This window comes from Streptomyces sp. NPDC050549 (assembly GCF_040655035.1).
GTDB lineage: Bacteria > Actinomycetota > Actinomycetes > Streptomycetales > Streptomycetaceae > Streptomyces.
The window spans coordinates 175,637-188,636 of record NZ_JBFAJD010000003.1; the positions used below are offsets into that span (position 1 = coordinate 175,637).

General features: G+C 67.9%; 12 protein-coding genes and 1 pseudogene. 4 read left to right on the forward strand and 9 right to left on the reverse strand.

The features are described from left to right. Positions 1 to 37 precede the first annotated feature (37 nt). The 3 genes from AB0I51_RS06900 to AB0I51_RS06910 form a co-directional block, all read right to left on the reverse strand. Positions 38 to 814, reverse strand: coding sequence for an ABC transporter permease (locus AB0I51_RS06900; RefSeq protein ID WP_362972192.1), 777 nt, complete (start codon positions 812 to 814; stop codon positions 38 to 40). Further along, a complete protein-coding gene (locus AB0I51_RS06905; RefSeq protein ID WP_362972194.1) occupies positions 811 to 1,833 on the reverse strand; it encodes an ATP-binding cassette domain-containing protein in 1,023 nt (340 codons plus the stop codon). The genes AB0I51_RS06900 and AB0I51_RS06905 overlap by 4 nt, the downstream gene beginning before the upstream one ends. 182 nt (positions 1,834 to 2,015) lie before the next feature. Continuing rightward, positions 2,016 to 2,636 (reverse strand): PadR family transcriptional regulator, encoded by a 621-nt coding sequence (locus tag AB0I51_RS06910; protein ID WP_362972195.1) that lies wholly within the window; start codon positions 2,634 to 2,636, stop codon positions 2,016 to 2,018. Positions 2,637 to 2,870: 234 nt separating this feature from the next. Between AB0I51_RS06910 and AB0I51_RS06915 the strand changes: the two genes are divergently transcribed. The 3 genes from AB0I51_RS06915 (at position 2,871) to AB0I51_RS06925 (ending at position 6,439) form a co-directional block, all read left to right on the forward strand. Beyond that, positions 2,871 to 4,403 (forward strand): amino acid permease, encoded by a 1,533-nt coding sequence (locus tag AB0I51_RS06915; RefSeq protein WP_362972197.1) that lies wholly within the window; start codon positions 2,871 to 2,873, stop codon positions 4,401 to 4,403. A 365-nt stretch (positions 4,404 to 4,768) separates the two neighbouring features. Continuing rightward, positions 4,769 to 5,884 carry a terpene synthase gene (locus tag AB0I51_RS06920; protein WP_362972199.1) on the forward strand — a complete coding sequence of 372 codons (1,116 nt, stop codon included), beginning with the start codon at positions 4,769 to 4,771 and terminating at the stop codon, positions 5,882 to 5,884. A 102-nt stretch (positions 5,885 to 5,986) separates the two neighbouring features. Beyond that, on the forward strand, positions 5,987 to 6,439 hold the full coding sequence (locus AB0I51_RS06925; protein ID WP_362972201.1) for a DUF5959 family protein: 453 nt from the start codon (positions 5,987 to 5,989) through the stop codon (positions 6,437 to 6,439). Here AB0I51_RS06925 and AB0I51_RS06930 read toward each other — a convergent pair. Then, positions 6,421 to 7,168: pseudogene (locus AB0I51_RS06930) on the reverse strand (transposase). The gene AB0I51_RS06925 and the pseudogene AB0I51_RS06930 sit on opposite strands and share 19 nt — an antisense overlap. Positions 7,169 to 7,319: 151 nt before the next feature. On the opposite strand from AB0I51_RS06930, the gene AB0I51_RS06935 reads away from it, so the two are divergent. Further along, positions 7,320 to 8,261: an RluA family pseudouridine synthase gene (locus tag AB0I51_RS06935; RefSeq protein WP_362972203.1), complete on the forward strand. Its 942-nt coding sequence runs from the start codon at positions 7,320 to 7,322 to the stop codon at positions 8,259 to 8,261. Positions 8,262 to 8,278: 17 nt separating this feature from the next. On the opposite strand, the gene AB0I51_RS06940 is transcribed toward AB0I51_RS06935, so the two are convergent. The 5 genes from AB0I51_RS06940 to AB0I51_RS06960 are packed head-to-tail and all read right to left on the reverse strand — an operon-like array spanning position 8,279 to position 12,803. Further along, entirely contained in the window at positions 8,279 to 9,757 is a 1,479-nt protein-coding gene (locus AB0I51_RS06940; protein WP_362972205.1) for a cytochrome P450, read from the reverse strand. 53 nt (positions 9,758 to 9,810) lie between these two features. Next, positions 9,811 to 10,434 carry an ATP/GTP-binding protein gene (locus tag AB0I51_RS06945; protein WP_362972207.1) on the reverse strand — a complete coding sequence of 208 codons (624 nt, stop codon included), beginning with the start codon at positions 10,432 to 10,434 and terminating at the stop codon, positions 9,811 to 9,813. Then, positions 10,415 to 10,813 (reverse strand): DUF742 domain-containing protein, encoded by a 399-nt coding sequence (locus tag AB0I51_RS06950; RefSeq protein ID WP_362972209.1) that lies wholly within the window; start codon positions 10,811 to 10,813, stop codon positions 10,415 to 10,417. Before AB0I51_RS06950 ends, AB0I51_RS06945 begins: the two co-directional genes overlap by 20 nt. Further along, on the reverse strand, positions 10,810 to 11,217 hold the full coding sequence (locus AB0I51_RS06955) for a roadblock/LC7 domain-containing protein (RefSeq protein ID WP_019066134.1): 408 nt from the start codon (positions 11,215 to 11,217) through the stop codon (positions 10,810 to 10,812). Before AB0I51_RS06955 ends, AB0I51_RS06950 begins: the two co-directional genes overlap by 4 nt. Continuing rightward, on the reverse strand, positions 11,214 to 12,803 hold the full coding sequence (locus AB0I51_RS06960; protein WP_362972211.1) for an ATP-binding protein: 1,590 nt from the start codon (positions 12,801 to 12,803) through the stop codon (positions 11,214 to 11,216). The genes AB0I51_RS06955 and AB0I51_RS06960 overlap by 4 nt, the downstream gene beginning before the upstream one ends. Positions 12,804 to 13,000 lie beyond the last annotated feature (197 nt).

Below are 13,000 nucleotides of genomic sequence, written 5' to 3' on the forward strand. Positions count from 1 at the left end.
GAGGCGGCACCGCCCCCCTTCGTCGTGCGCCGGTCGCTCACACCGACCGCTGATACGACCTGAATGTGCGGATCGACAGCCACACCGCCACCACCGCGAGTCCCAGCAGCGCGCCGCCCCGGCTGAGTACGTCACCCCAGTCGGGATGCTCGGACATCGCCGAACGGCCCGCCACCATCGCCCAGTTGAGCGGGTTGAAGTCGGCGATGTGCCGCATCCACGAGGGCATCCGGGAGGGCGCCATGAAGGCGCTGGACAGGAATGTCAGCGGCAGCAGCAGAAAGGTGTTGATGCCGATGATCGACTCCCGCTCCTGCACCAGCATCCCGAGCGCGTTGGAGAGCGCCCCGAATACCGTGCCGAGCAGCACGGAGGCGACTATCAGGATCGCGATGCCGCCGACGCCGCCCGGGTAGTCGGCGCCGCCGAGCAGTCCGAGCAGCACGATGACCACCGACTGGAACGCGGTCACCAGGCCGTTGTTGACGACATTGCCGTTCATCAGCGCGGCCCGGCTGACCGGGGTGGTCAGGAAGCGGTTGAGGGTGCCGCGCTGGATCTCCTCCAATGTGCCCATGCCCGCCCACATGTTGGAGCTGAGCGCGCTCATCACGACCACACCGGGGACGAGGTAGTCCAGATACGAGGTGGTGCCGAAGCCACCGAGTTCGACGACCTTCTTGAAGAGGTTGCCGAAGAGGAACAGCCAGATCACCGGCTGGATGAGGGTGATGACGGCGTAGGCGGGCTGCCGTGCGAACACCCTGAGTTGACGCTGCGTCATGTACCAGGTCTGGGAGACGGCGGTGCTCATCGCACACCTCCGGCGAGGGAGTCGGCGAGCTGCTCGGCGCTGTCCGCGTCGGCCTCGGAGTATCGGCGGCCGGCGTAGCGGAGATAGACGTCGTCGAGCGAGGGGCGGGCGACGGTCGCGGCGGCGACTCCGACGCCGACGCGCTCGAACGCCGCCAGCAGGACGGGCATCGCGGCTGCTCCGTCGTCGGCGCGGGCACTGACCCGGCGTCCGTCGACGAGCACCTCGTGCACGCCGGGCAGTCCGACGAGGGCGCTCCTGAGCAGCGTACGACCGGCGTCGCCGACCGCTTCGCGGAGCTCCAAGTGGACGGCGTCGCCCCGGAGTTCACCCTTGAGGGAGTCGGGGGTGCCCTCGACGACGACCCGGCCGCGGTCGACGATCGCGATGCGCTCGGCGAGCCGGTCGGCCTCTTCGAGGTAGTGCGTGGTGAGCAGGATGGTCAGCCCTTCCTCCCCCGCGAGCCGGCCGATCTCGTCCCACATCGCGGTGCGGGCCTCGGGGTCGAGGCCGGTGGTGGGTTCGTCGAGGAAGAGCACCTCGGGCCGGTGCACCAGGCCGAGCGCCACATCGAGGCGGCGGCGCATTCCGCCGGAGTAGCCCTTCACCGGGCGCCCGGCGGCGTCGGCGAGGGTGAAGCGGTCGAGGAGCTCGTCCACCCGCCGCCTGAGGGCGGCGCCCTTCAAGCCGTAGAGCCTGCCCTGGAGTTGGAGGTTCTCGCGGCCGGTCGCCGTCGGGTCGGCGCCCGAGTTCTGGGCGACCACGCCGATCACGCGGCGTACCCGGTCCGGGTGGCGCAGCACATCGTGTCCGGCGACGGTGGCCGTGCCGGAGTCGGGGCGGGCCAGGGTGGTGAGGATCTTGACGGTGGTGGACTTGCCGGCGCCGTTCGGCCCGAGGAGGCCGAAGACGGTGCCGGGCTCGACGGTGACGTCCATGCCGTTGAGTGCGGTGACGTCGGCAGGATAGGTCTTGATCAGTTGGTGTGCCGCTACTGCGGGCGCACGGGTACTGCCCATGACAGCTCTCCATGAATGAGCGGATGTGAGTTGTGAAAGGTCACGACTGATCCGCGTGCAGAGCGCCGGGCTATCCTGGGTGTGCCGCACCTCGATCGCCTGGCTTGCCGCACGGCGGGTCCGTCTCGGGGTTCGTGACCCCGGCAGGGCTGCTGCAACAGTCCGGTCGGGGTCAGTCTTCGTTAGGTGAACTCCGGTGGCTGTTCCCCCGTTTCGTGGAAGTGGCGCCAGCCGTCGACGCCGGGCATCGAGCCCTTCCTGAGCTCTTCCAGCAGGCCGCGGACCCACTCGGTCTGCGCCTCGGTCATGTGCAGCTGGTACTCGACCTCGACGAGGAAGAGGCGAGGCACCGACTCGTATAGCTTCTCCAGCGCTCCGCGCTCGCCGGCCGCCTGCACCTCCAGGTTCTTCACCCGCTCCTCCAGCAGCGTCACCGCCTCGTCCGGGTGCAGGGCGCCCAGCAGCGAGAGGGCCGTCTCGAAGATGGGGAACTCCTTGACCGGGCGGGCCACCAGCTCCGACAGCCACTCGGTCATCTCCTCGCGCCCGGCGGCGGTCAGGCCGTAGACCGTGCGCTCGGGGCGGTTGCCCTGGCGCTCCGTGTCGGCGACCTCGACGAAGCCGTGCTTCTCCAGGTTCTGCACGACCGTGTAGAGCGAGCCGTAGTTGATCTTCGTGCTGGTGTCCTTGCCCTGGCGGCGCAGGGTCTGGGCGATCTCGTACGGATGCATGGGGCCCTGACAGAGGGTCACCAGCACGGCGAGTGCCAGCGGATTGCTGAGCTTGCGACGCTTCGCGGCCACGGGGACCACCACCTCCTGCCCCTCTCTCGGGCATACCTCGCATCCGAATATTCGTGATCGAACATATCGCGAGTCGTGGCGGATCGTCAATACACGATGTATCGCGTTTTTGCGCCGAGGGCAAGGGCGTGAGGACTTGGGCCCGCCATGGACACGGCCACGTGACGCGCCCGAAACAGGCCGTCCCTAATTTCTGTCACCCGACAGGAATTCGCGCCGAAGGCAGGTGCCGCCGTGGCCACAACCGCCCCCTCCGACGTACGCCCCGATCCGCCCCACTCCCCCGACGACGGCTCCCTCGCCGAGTTCGGCTACCGCCAGGAACTGCATCGCAGCCTCGGCCGGTACGCGTCGTTCGCGGCCGGGTTCTCCTTCATCTCCGTACTGACGACCGTCTTCCAGTTCTTCGCCTTCGGGTACGCGTTCGGCGGCCCGGTCTTCTTCTGGGCCTGGCCGGTGGTACTGGCAGGCCAGTTGCTGGTCGCCGCGTGCTTCGCGGAACTGGCCGCGCGCTACCCGATCTCGGGCGCCATCTACCAGTGGTCCTCGCGCCTCTCCAACGCGACCTTCGGCTGGTTCGCCGGCTGGATCATGGTGATCGGCCAGATCGTGGTCGTGGCGGCGGCGGCGCTCGCGCTCCAGATGGTGCTGCCGGCGATCTGGTCCGGCTTCCAGCTGGTGGGCGGCGACCCCGCGCCCACCTCACCGGACGGCGCGGCCAACGCGGCCGTCCTGGGCGTGATCCTGCTGATCCTGACGACGCTGGTCAACATCCTCGACAACCGCGTGATGTCGGTGATCAACCGGGTCGGAGTGACGGCGGAGATCATCGGCGCGATCCTGATCGTCGTCCTCCTGCTGACCCACTCGAAGCGCACCCCGAGCATCACCTTCCACACCGGCGGCAGCCTGGAGAGCGGCCTGCTCGGCGCGCTGCTGGTCGGCTCGTTCACGGCGGCGTACGTGATGATCGGCTTCGACAGCGCGGGCGAGATGAGCGAGGAGACCCACAACCCCCGCCGCACCGCGCCCCGTACGATCCTCACCGCACTCGGCGCGGCCGGCCTGCTCGGCGGCCTCGTCATCCTCGGCGGCCTGCTCGCCGCACCCAGCCTGACCGACGGCCACCTGGGCGTCGACGGCCTCAGCTACGTCCTGACGAGCCGCCTCGGCGACGGCGTAGGCAAGGCCCTGCTGGCCGACGTGGTGGTGGCGATCGCCGTGGCGACCCTCGCCATCCAGACGGCGGCCTGCCGCATGCTCTTCTCCATGGCCCGCGACGGTGAACTCCCGTTCTCCGCCCGCCTGTCCAAGGTCAACCCCCGCACGGGAATGCCCAGCGCACCCGCCCTGGTCGTCGGCGTCCTCGCCGCGGCTCTGCTCCTCCTCAACTTCGCCTCCCCGGACGCCTTCCTCGCCATCGGCACCACCTGCATCGTGATGCTGTACCTGGCCTACGCGATGGTCACCGGCCCCCTCCTGCTGCGCCGCCTGCGCGGCGAGTTCACGACAGAGGGCACGGACGAGACGGGCGCCCGGCTGTTCTCCCTCGGCCGGTGGGGGGTGCCGGTCAACGCCCTGGCACTTCTCTACGGCCTCGTCATGACCGTCAACCTGGCGTGGCCGCGGGCCGCGGTGTACGACCCGGCGGGCGGGCACTGGTACTTCCAGTGGTTCACGGTGTTGTTCTTGGGGGGCACGGTGGGAGTCGGGGTCCTGTACAGGCTGACGCGCGCACAACGGGTTCGCACCACCGAAGGGACTTGATCCGCCGAGTCAGAAGCGGGGCGGGAAGACATCGTGGACGATCAGCACCAACCCGGCCCGGCCGACATGGTGCTGTTCGGTCCTCTCGACCGGAACCGCTCGTCCAGTTTCAGCCATGCAATCCCTACTGCGTCTCCCCGCGGCGCACGATGACCTGTCGAACGAGATGACCGTCCCCCACCGGGCCCGCCGCACCGTCCAAATCGCGCCCTCGCCGATGGTCTGCCCACTGCCCGAATCAAGCACGAAATCCGTTGCTGCAGGGACAGTTGATGCTGCCGCGAGGAGATAGCCGCGGGAACCGCTGTTTTGTGGCCAGAAGTAGCCGTTCCACAAAGAGTCCAACATATCGCATCATAAATTACATGAATAGCGACACGTTCACACGGGAGTTGTCAGTTCCAAGTGTGTTGTGCCCTTTTCCGGTCACTTACGACGAGAGGGTGGCCGGCAGGGCTGACGCGGAAATTACCGCTTGGGCACTGAGCCTTGATCTCTTCCCGGGGCAGCGGAGTGAGCTGAACGGATACCGGTTCGGCACGTTCGCGGCGTTGACACACCCCGACGCGGTCGACCACGACCACCTGATGCTCGCGGCGCGCAACATAACCGCCCTGTTCGCCGCGGACGATCACTATTGCGACGAGGGGGTCGAAGGCGTCCGTCTCGCCATGAGCGCCTCACGGCTCGCCGCGTCGCTGACCGCGCTGGAGAACGGCTCCCGGCTGCCCGACTGCCCCTCGATCGAGGGCTTTGTCGGCAGTGACCCAGTGGCGCGTGCGCTCCGTGAGACCGCAGTACACATCACACGCTTGGGTACGGCGGCCCATGTGGGCCGTCTGCGCCACGAGACGACCGCCACGTTCTTGGCGATGGCGGCGGAAAACGCCTGGCGCATCGCCGGGCATGTTCCCGATCCCGCGGAGTACCTGGCTCATCGCAAGTACAACGGGGCCATGGCCTGCCTGGTGCTGATCGATGTGGTCGGCGGCTACGAACTGCCCGTCCGTGACTGGGAAGAGCCTGGTGTTCGGTCTCTGTCGCTCGCCGCCTCGTTGATGATCATGCTGGTGAACGACCTGTATTCGGTCGCCAAAGAAAGCGCCGACATCGGCAGCCACAGCCTGCCCACCGTGCTCTCCGCACGCCACGGCTGGACCCTCGAACGAAGCATGCGCGCGACGGGCGAACTCCACGACCGCCTCATGCGTGCGTATCTGCGTATGGAACCCGAAATCGCCCGCCGTGCCTCGCCCGAACTCGCCCGCTATCTCGCCGGACTACGGCACTGGATGCGGGGGAATCTCGAATGGCACACCCTCACCGGGCGACACAACCATCGCGCGGGGCGCCCTACCCCGAAGACAGAGCCCCACGGTCCCGTCCATGACCGAATCGAGTCCGATGTTCACGACTTGGCCGCCGTCGGTGTCTGTCCACACTGCGGAGACCGCCACACCCCCGCTACAGCGGCCGCCTAGAACTCCCAACAGAACGACGGCCGGACAACTCGATGGTGCTGGAAGAGCTCGACCGACAGCATGGGCTGTGACTGTTGACGGGTGAGGAGTAGGGGGTGTGCGGTGGAGCTGATCCATCTCTCGGATGGCGACAACAGCTTCCGGGTACGGGTGCTGGGCCGCCGTATGCCGGGAGTGCTCCCGCTGCACGACCTGCTCGACGCTGAGGTAGTCATCGAAAGCGGCTTCGTGAACGGACGACTGGACATGTCCCTGTTTCCCCACGACCTGGACGGCTGGTCGCACGCCCTGGACGCGCTTGTCACGGGCCGTGATGTCTGCTGGATGGGCGACGACCGTAGTCCTGCGATCCGGCTCCAGTCACTCAACGAAGAACACAAGACCCCCGCCGTGCACGTGGAGGACGTGGCTCGCTCCAGCATCTCTGTGTTCCTCCCCCTGGCTCTTGAGGACGGATGGATCGACGACCAGCGGAAGCTGCTCCAGATGGTGCGGCGGGAGTGGCCGAGCGAAGTCCTCCGAACGTCGCCCGGCGCCTACGAGTGGCGGCGCTGAACTGCCATCAGTCGGCGCCGGCAGAAGAGTGCACAGGCCAGAGCGAGGAAAGCCTGGTGGATGTCGTCGCGGATCTCCCAGCGGATCCGCAGGCGACGGAACCAGTGCAGGTGGGCGAAGGTACGCCCCACCACCCAGCGCCGAGTACCGAGCCCGGAGCCGTGCTCGGTACCGCGCCGGACGATCAGCGGCTTCGCTCCGGGGGGCCAGACGAGACGGTGGCGATTGTCGTGGTCGTAGCCGCGGTCGCCGAGCACTGCGACCGGGCGGCGCATGGGCCGGCCGCGCTTGCCACGCATACGCGGAACTGCTTGCAGTAACGGGATGAGCCGGGTGACGTCGATGCGGTTGCCGCCGGTCAGTGTGGCAGCAAGCGGGATGCCGGTGGCGTCTGTGATCAGGTGATGCTTGCTGCCAGTCCTGCCCGGGAGAAGTCCAGGGCGTTCGCACCACGCAGCTTGCCGAGGAGGACTTCGTACAGACGAGGCCAAACGCCGGCCTCGGTCCACTCGGCCAAGCGGCGCCGACAAGTCATACCCGAGCCGAAGCCGAGTCCCTTCGGCAGATGTTCCCAGGCGATCCCGGTATGCAAGACGAACAGAATGCCCTGGAACACCAGCCGGTCCGCTTGCGTCCGGGATGACGGGTCCGCCGCTCGACCCTGGGCAGCAGCGGCTCCACCACCGCCCACTGCCCGTCATCGACGTCCCATGGCTTCGGCCGAGCCACCTCACACCCCGGGAATCATCAGTCCCGGAATGATCCGACCCGATGAAGATCATTTTGCTGGGAGTTCTTGCACCACCCCGGAGGAAGCCACCGAAGAGCGGGCGAGGATGAGCGAGGCCGGCGCACCGCGCCCCACCTATGCTTGATCGCGATGAGACGCCGCGCCCCGCTCCCGCCATCTCCCCTGCCGCAGCGCCACGGGGTGGATCCGGTGCGGGTCCGGTTGCCGGCCGGGGACGCGTGGACGACCGTACGGGATCATCTCGTGTCGCGGCTCTCGGCCGGAGACGGGGTGATCGACGCCATGCTCGACGAAGGCCGGATCGTTGATGTCACCGGGCGTCCGGTGCCGCGGGACATGGCGTACGTGCCAGGGATGTACGTGTGGTTCCACCGGGAACCGCCCGACGAGGAACAGGTGCCGTTCGAGATCGAAGTCCTTTACCGGGACGAGCACTTGGTGGTGGCCGACAAGCCGCACTTCATGGCCACCACTCCACGCGGCAGCCATGTCACCGAGACGGCCCTGGCGCGGCTACGGATGCGGCTGGGTATTCCGACGCTGGGCGCCGCCCACCGGCTGGACCGGTTGACGGCCGGGCTGGTGCTGTTCACTGTCCGCCCCGAAGAGCGCGGCGCGTACCAGTCGCTGTTCCGGGACCGGCAGGTGGCGAAGGAGTACGAGGCGGTGGCACCGTACGATCCCGCGCTGGCCCTGCCCCGCACCGTGCGCAGCCGGATCGTCAAGGAGCGCGGGATCCTCGCGGCCTTCGAGGTCGAGGGCGACCCCAACGCTGTCAGCCGGGTCGAGTTGCTGGAGCACCGCGACGGACGCGGGCGGTACCGGCTGGTGCCGTATACCGGACAGACGCACCAACTGAGGGTGCACATGAGCGCGTTGGGAGTGCCGATCCTCGGCGACCCCCTCTATCCGGTGACGACCGGCCCCGTGCCGGCCGGTGACTTCTCGCGCCCGCTCCAACTGCTGGCGCGAGTCCTGGAGTTCACCGATCCGATCACGGGGTACGAGCACCGCTTCGTCAGTCGGCGGACACTGGGGTCCTGGTCCTCCTACGAGGAGTGGGCAGGGTAGTTCCGTGCCCGGTCGATTCACTCGCCGCGCCACCAGCGCAGGAATCGCTGGAACAGGCCCGGCCGGCGGGTCGGTTCGGGCACCGGCGGGCGCGTGGGCTCGGCGGCCGGGACGGTGGTTTCCTGCCTCCTGGGCTGTGGCTGCTCCCCGCCCACCGGCCAGTTCTTCGGTCGTGGCGACGGTACCGCCCTGACGGCGGGTCCCTCCATGACCTCCATTGGGCGCTTCGGCTCGAACTTCACCGGCAGTTCCACCAGATGCCGGTTCGCGACGGACGACCGCCAGCGCAACTCATCCTCCTCGCAGGCGAGTTGGATGTCCGGAACGCGGGCCAGCAGTGCGTCGACGCCGACATCGGCGATGGCACGGCCGATGTCCTGGCCCGGACACCCGTGGGGTCCGCCGCTGAACGCGAGATGGGAGCGGTTGCCCTGCATATTGGCCTTGAGGTCGGGTCGAACCCGTGGGTCGACGTTGCCCGGTGCCATGCCGAGAAGAAGTCCGTCGCCCTTGCGGATGCGCTGGCCGCCCAATTCGGTGTCCTGTTTGGCGATGTAGGCGAAAACCGTGCTGAACGGCGGCTCGTCCCACAGCGACTGCTCGACCGCCTCGGGCACGGTCATCTGGCCGCCGTTCAGCTGGGCACGGAAGCCCGGGTCGGTGAGCACCACACGCAGCACGTTGGCGAGGAGGTTGGCGGTGCTCTCGTAGGCGACGATCAGAATGAGCCGCAGATGCTGGCCGATCTCATCGTCCGTCAGCCCCGCCGGGTGTTTGATGAGGTGGCTGGTGAAGTCGTCCCTGGGTTCGGCCCGACGTCGGGCGGTGAGCCGCATCAGGGCGTCCATGACGTACTGGTTGCTGATGATCGCGGTCTCGGTGCCCTTGAGCATGTCGCGGGCGGCCTGCACCAACCGGTCGCCGTACTCCTCGGGCATACCGAGGATCTCGCACATCACCGCCATCGGCAGATGTTCGGAGAACTGGGCCACCAGATCGGCCCTGCCCTTCGTGATGAACTGGTTGACGAGGTGCTGGGTCGCACGGTTGATGTGGCGGCGGATGCCCCGGTGGTCGATGGTCGACATGGCGCCGGTGACCGCGCCGCGCAGCCGCAGGTGCTCGTCTCCTTCGGCGTGGGCGCACATGGGCTGCCAGGCGAAGTGCGGCATCAGCGGGTGGTCGGGCTTGACCGTGCCGTCGAGCATGGGCGTCCACAACCGGCTGTCCTTGCAGTACTGCGTGGGGGTGCTCACCATGTGCAGGTTCTCCCCGTGCCCGAGAACGATCCAGATCGGCACGTCCTCGTGGAGCAGCGCTGGGGCCACCGGGCCGTGCTCGGCGCGGAGTTGCTCGTACACAGCTCCCAGGTCCTCGGCCTCGGGGCCGTAGAGCCGGCGCAGCCCGCCGGGGCCCTTGCCGTGTGCGGGGCAACCGGGGGGCGGCCCGAGCGTGGGGTCGTCCGTACCGGTCGGGAAGTGGGATTCAGGCGTCACGGTGATCGCTCCGAAAGTGAAGTTGATTCGGTGCCAGCAGAGTTGACGGACTGTCAGACGGGTGACGTCTTCGCCATCTCCAGGGAGTACAGGAAGCGCATCAGCGCCATGAGCGTGTCGCGGCTGGAGGCCCGGCGGCGGGCATCGCACTCCACGATGGGAATCTCCGGCGCCAGGTCGAGTGCCGAGCGCAGGTCCTCGATCGGATAACGGGGCGCGTCCGGGAAGGAGTTGACGGCGATCACGAAGGGCACACCGCGCTCCTCAAGCCGTCCTATGACGTCGAAGCTCACTTCCAGACGCCGGGTGTCGATCAGCACCACCGCGCCGAGTGCCCCTTCGAACAGGCCGTTCCACAGAAACCAGAAGCGTTCCTGGCCGGGGGTGCCGAAGAGGTACAGCACAAGTTGCTCGGTGATGCTGATGCGGCCGAAGTCCATGGCAACGGTGGTGGCCGTCTTGGTGTCCGAGCCGTAGTTGTCGTCGACTCCGACGCCGGCCTGCGTCATGGTCTCCTCCGTGGTCAGCGGCCTGATCTCACTGACCGAGCCGACCATGGTCGTCTTGCCGACCCCGAAGCCGCCGACGATCACGATCTTCGCCGCGGCCTGGGCCGTGGACGGGAGATGGTCCTCCGTTCGTGGACCCGTGATGGTGTCAGAGCTTTTGAAGTCCATGCATCACCGCTTCGAGGAGGGAACGGTCGGGGAGCGTTTGGCGGACGATCGGGGCACGCGCCTGCACCAGTTCGGCCGCCAGCAGCTCGGTGAGGAGGACGGTCACCACGCTGTACGGCAGATTGAGATAGGCCGACAGTTCGGCCACGGACAGGGGGGCGATACAGAGCCGGAGCAGCGCCGCCTGTTCCGGAGTGGAGGACTGTGGTGCGTCGGTGCAAGCCACGATCAGTGTGACCAGGTCGAGTTCGGCGCGGTCGCCGTCCTCGGTGGCGCCGGTGAGCACGTAGAGTCGTTCCGGGATCTTTCCGTCGCCCTGTTTCCCGGCGGGCTGCGGTTCTTCCTTGGGATGTCGCCGCCGACGTTGCGGAGGAGTCATACGGTCTGCCCGTTGCGCCTCGGCGGGCTGGTGAGGTGGGCACCGATTCTGACAACGAGGTCGCGCATGCGGTTGCTCATCAGGCCGGGCTCGGCGACCACGTCGGACAGGACCGCCAGGTAGGCGTTGGCACCCGCGGCCATCAGGTAGAAGTAGCCGCCGTTGATCTCGATGATGACCATCTTCATGCGGCCGTCGCTGCCCGGGATCTCGGAGGCGACGGCACCCGCCAGGCTCTGCAGTCCGGCGCAGGCCGCGGCGACACGGTCGGCTGCGTCGGGGTCACCGCCGTAGCGGGCGATGCGCAGTCCGTCGGCGGAGAGCACCACGATCTGCTGGATGCCAGGCACGCCGTCGGCGAGGTCCTTGAGCATCCAGTCGAAGTTGGCTCGCTGCTGGATCACTTGAGATCCCCCTCGTCGTCGGCCTCGACACGGGCCGGCTCGGTCTTCTGTGTGAATGCGGTGGGGTCCGGGTCGCCCTTGAGGCCTTCCATGAACGCCTCGACCCACAGACCCGGTTCGGGCTCTTTCTCTTCCGGCTCGGGTGCCGGCTCGGGCGCCCCCCAACCGGACCTGGCCTCCCGTGCGGCGGCCTCGGCGCGCTCGGCCGCCGCGGCCTCCGCATAGCGCTGAGCGAGCGGGATCTTCACCCGGCTGCGGCGCTGCGGCAGGCCACCCGTCGTCCACTCGGTGACCTCGGGGACCTCATCCTCCATGGACACCGAGCCCGGGATGCGCGGGTTCGTGGGCCGACGCCGCTTGATGGTGCGCTTGGGGCCTTCCACAGCTCCGAGTTCCACCTTGGGCAGGGCGGTGGCGCCGATGCCGTGGGCGAGTCCGGGGGCAGTGCCTGCAGTGAGCATCTCGCTCGGCACGACGAGCACGGCACGGACCCCGCCGTAGGCCGAGGCACGCAGCGAGATCTGCATGTTGTACGCGGCGCAGAGCCGGCCGACGACTGCGAGGCCCAGGCGAGGGCTCTCACCGAGGTCCTGGAGGTCGGTGCCGGCCTTGGCCCGCTCCAGCATGTCCTCGGCACGGGCCCGGGACTCCTCGCTGAGGCTGACTCCGCCGTCCTCGATCTCGATGGCGACACCGGTCTGCACTTCTACTGCCGTGACGTGCACCTTGGTCTGCGGCGGCGAGTAGCGGGTGGCATTGTCCAGGATTTCGGCGGCCGCGTGGATGACCGGTTCGACGGAGATGCCGCGGATGTTGACCTTGGCAATGGAGTGCAGCTCGATGCGCCGGTACTCCAGGATGCGGGACATCGCGCCACGCAGCACGCTGTACAGCGGTACGGGCTCGGGCCACTGGCGTCCGGGGCGACCGCCTCCGAGCACGGAGATGGAGTCGGCCAGGCGGCCGATCAGCGCGGTGCCGTGGTCGATGCGCAGGAGGTCGTCGAAGACCTCGGGGTTGCGGCCGTGGTCCTCCTCCATCTCCCGGAGTTCCTTGGCCTGTTGGTGGACGATGGCCTGGACGCGCCGGGCAATGCTGACGAAGGAGCGCTGCGCGGAGTCACGCATGTTCTCCTCGCGCTCCACGATGCCGAGCACAGTCCTCAGCAAGTCGCGCTGCGGATCGGGAAGTTGCCTCCAGTCCGGATCGGTGTCGACGACTTGGCGAATCACCTCTCCGGGGGATTCTCCGCTGCTGAGCCGACGCAGCGTGGCGGGCAGGATTTCCGTACCGAGGCGGACCATCTCCTGGTCCTGGTCGGCGATCCGCCGTTCCAGATACGCGGTGTGACGGTCGTGCCGGGCGCGTTGGTCCCGGAGGCTGCGTCCACGGCGTACCGCTTCGGCCGCCGTGGCGATCACCAGGAGCGTGGCGACGGCCCCGCAACAGCCGACAGCGAGCCGGGCCGACCCCGCCACCAAGGCGACGGCGGCCCCGGTCGCTGCGGCCATCACTATGGCGGGCAGCAACAGCACGCGCGCGTAGGGAAGTTCACGGTCACCGGGAGGCGATTGAACACTCACCATGTATGCCCTCTGAGACAGGTCGGCTGGGGGTCTGGGGGAGCTTCTGTATCTTTTGCATGTTTGGGAACAAGCGCACGAATACAGCCCAACTCGGTGCGCTGCGGGCGAGCTTAGTCCGACCGGATCATCGCCGTGTCATATTCAGCAAGCCCCTGAAAAGGGACACGGGAGAGGAGTACGCTCAGCCCATTTACACG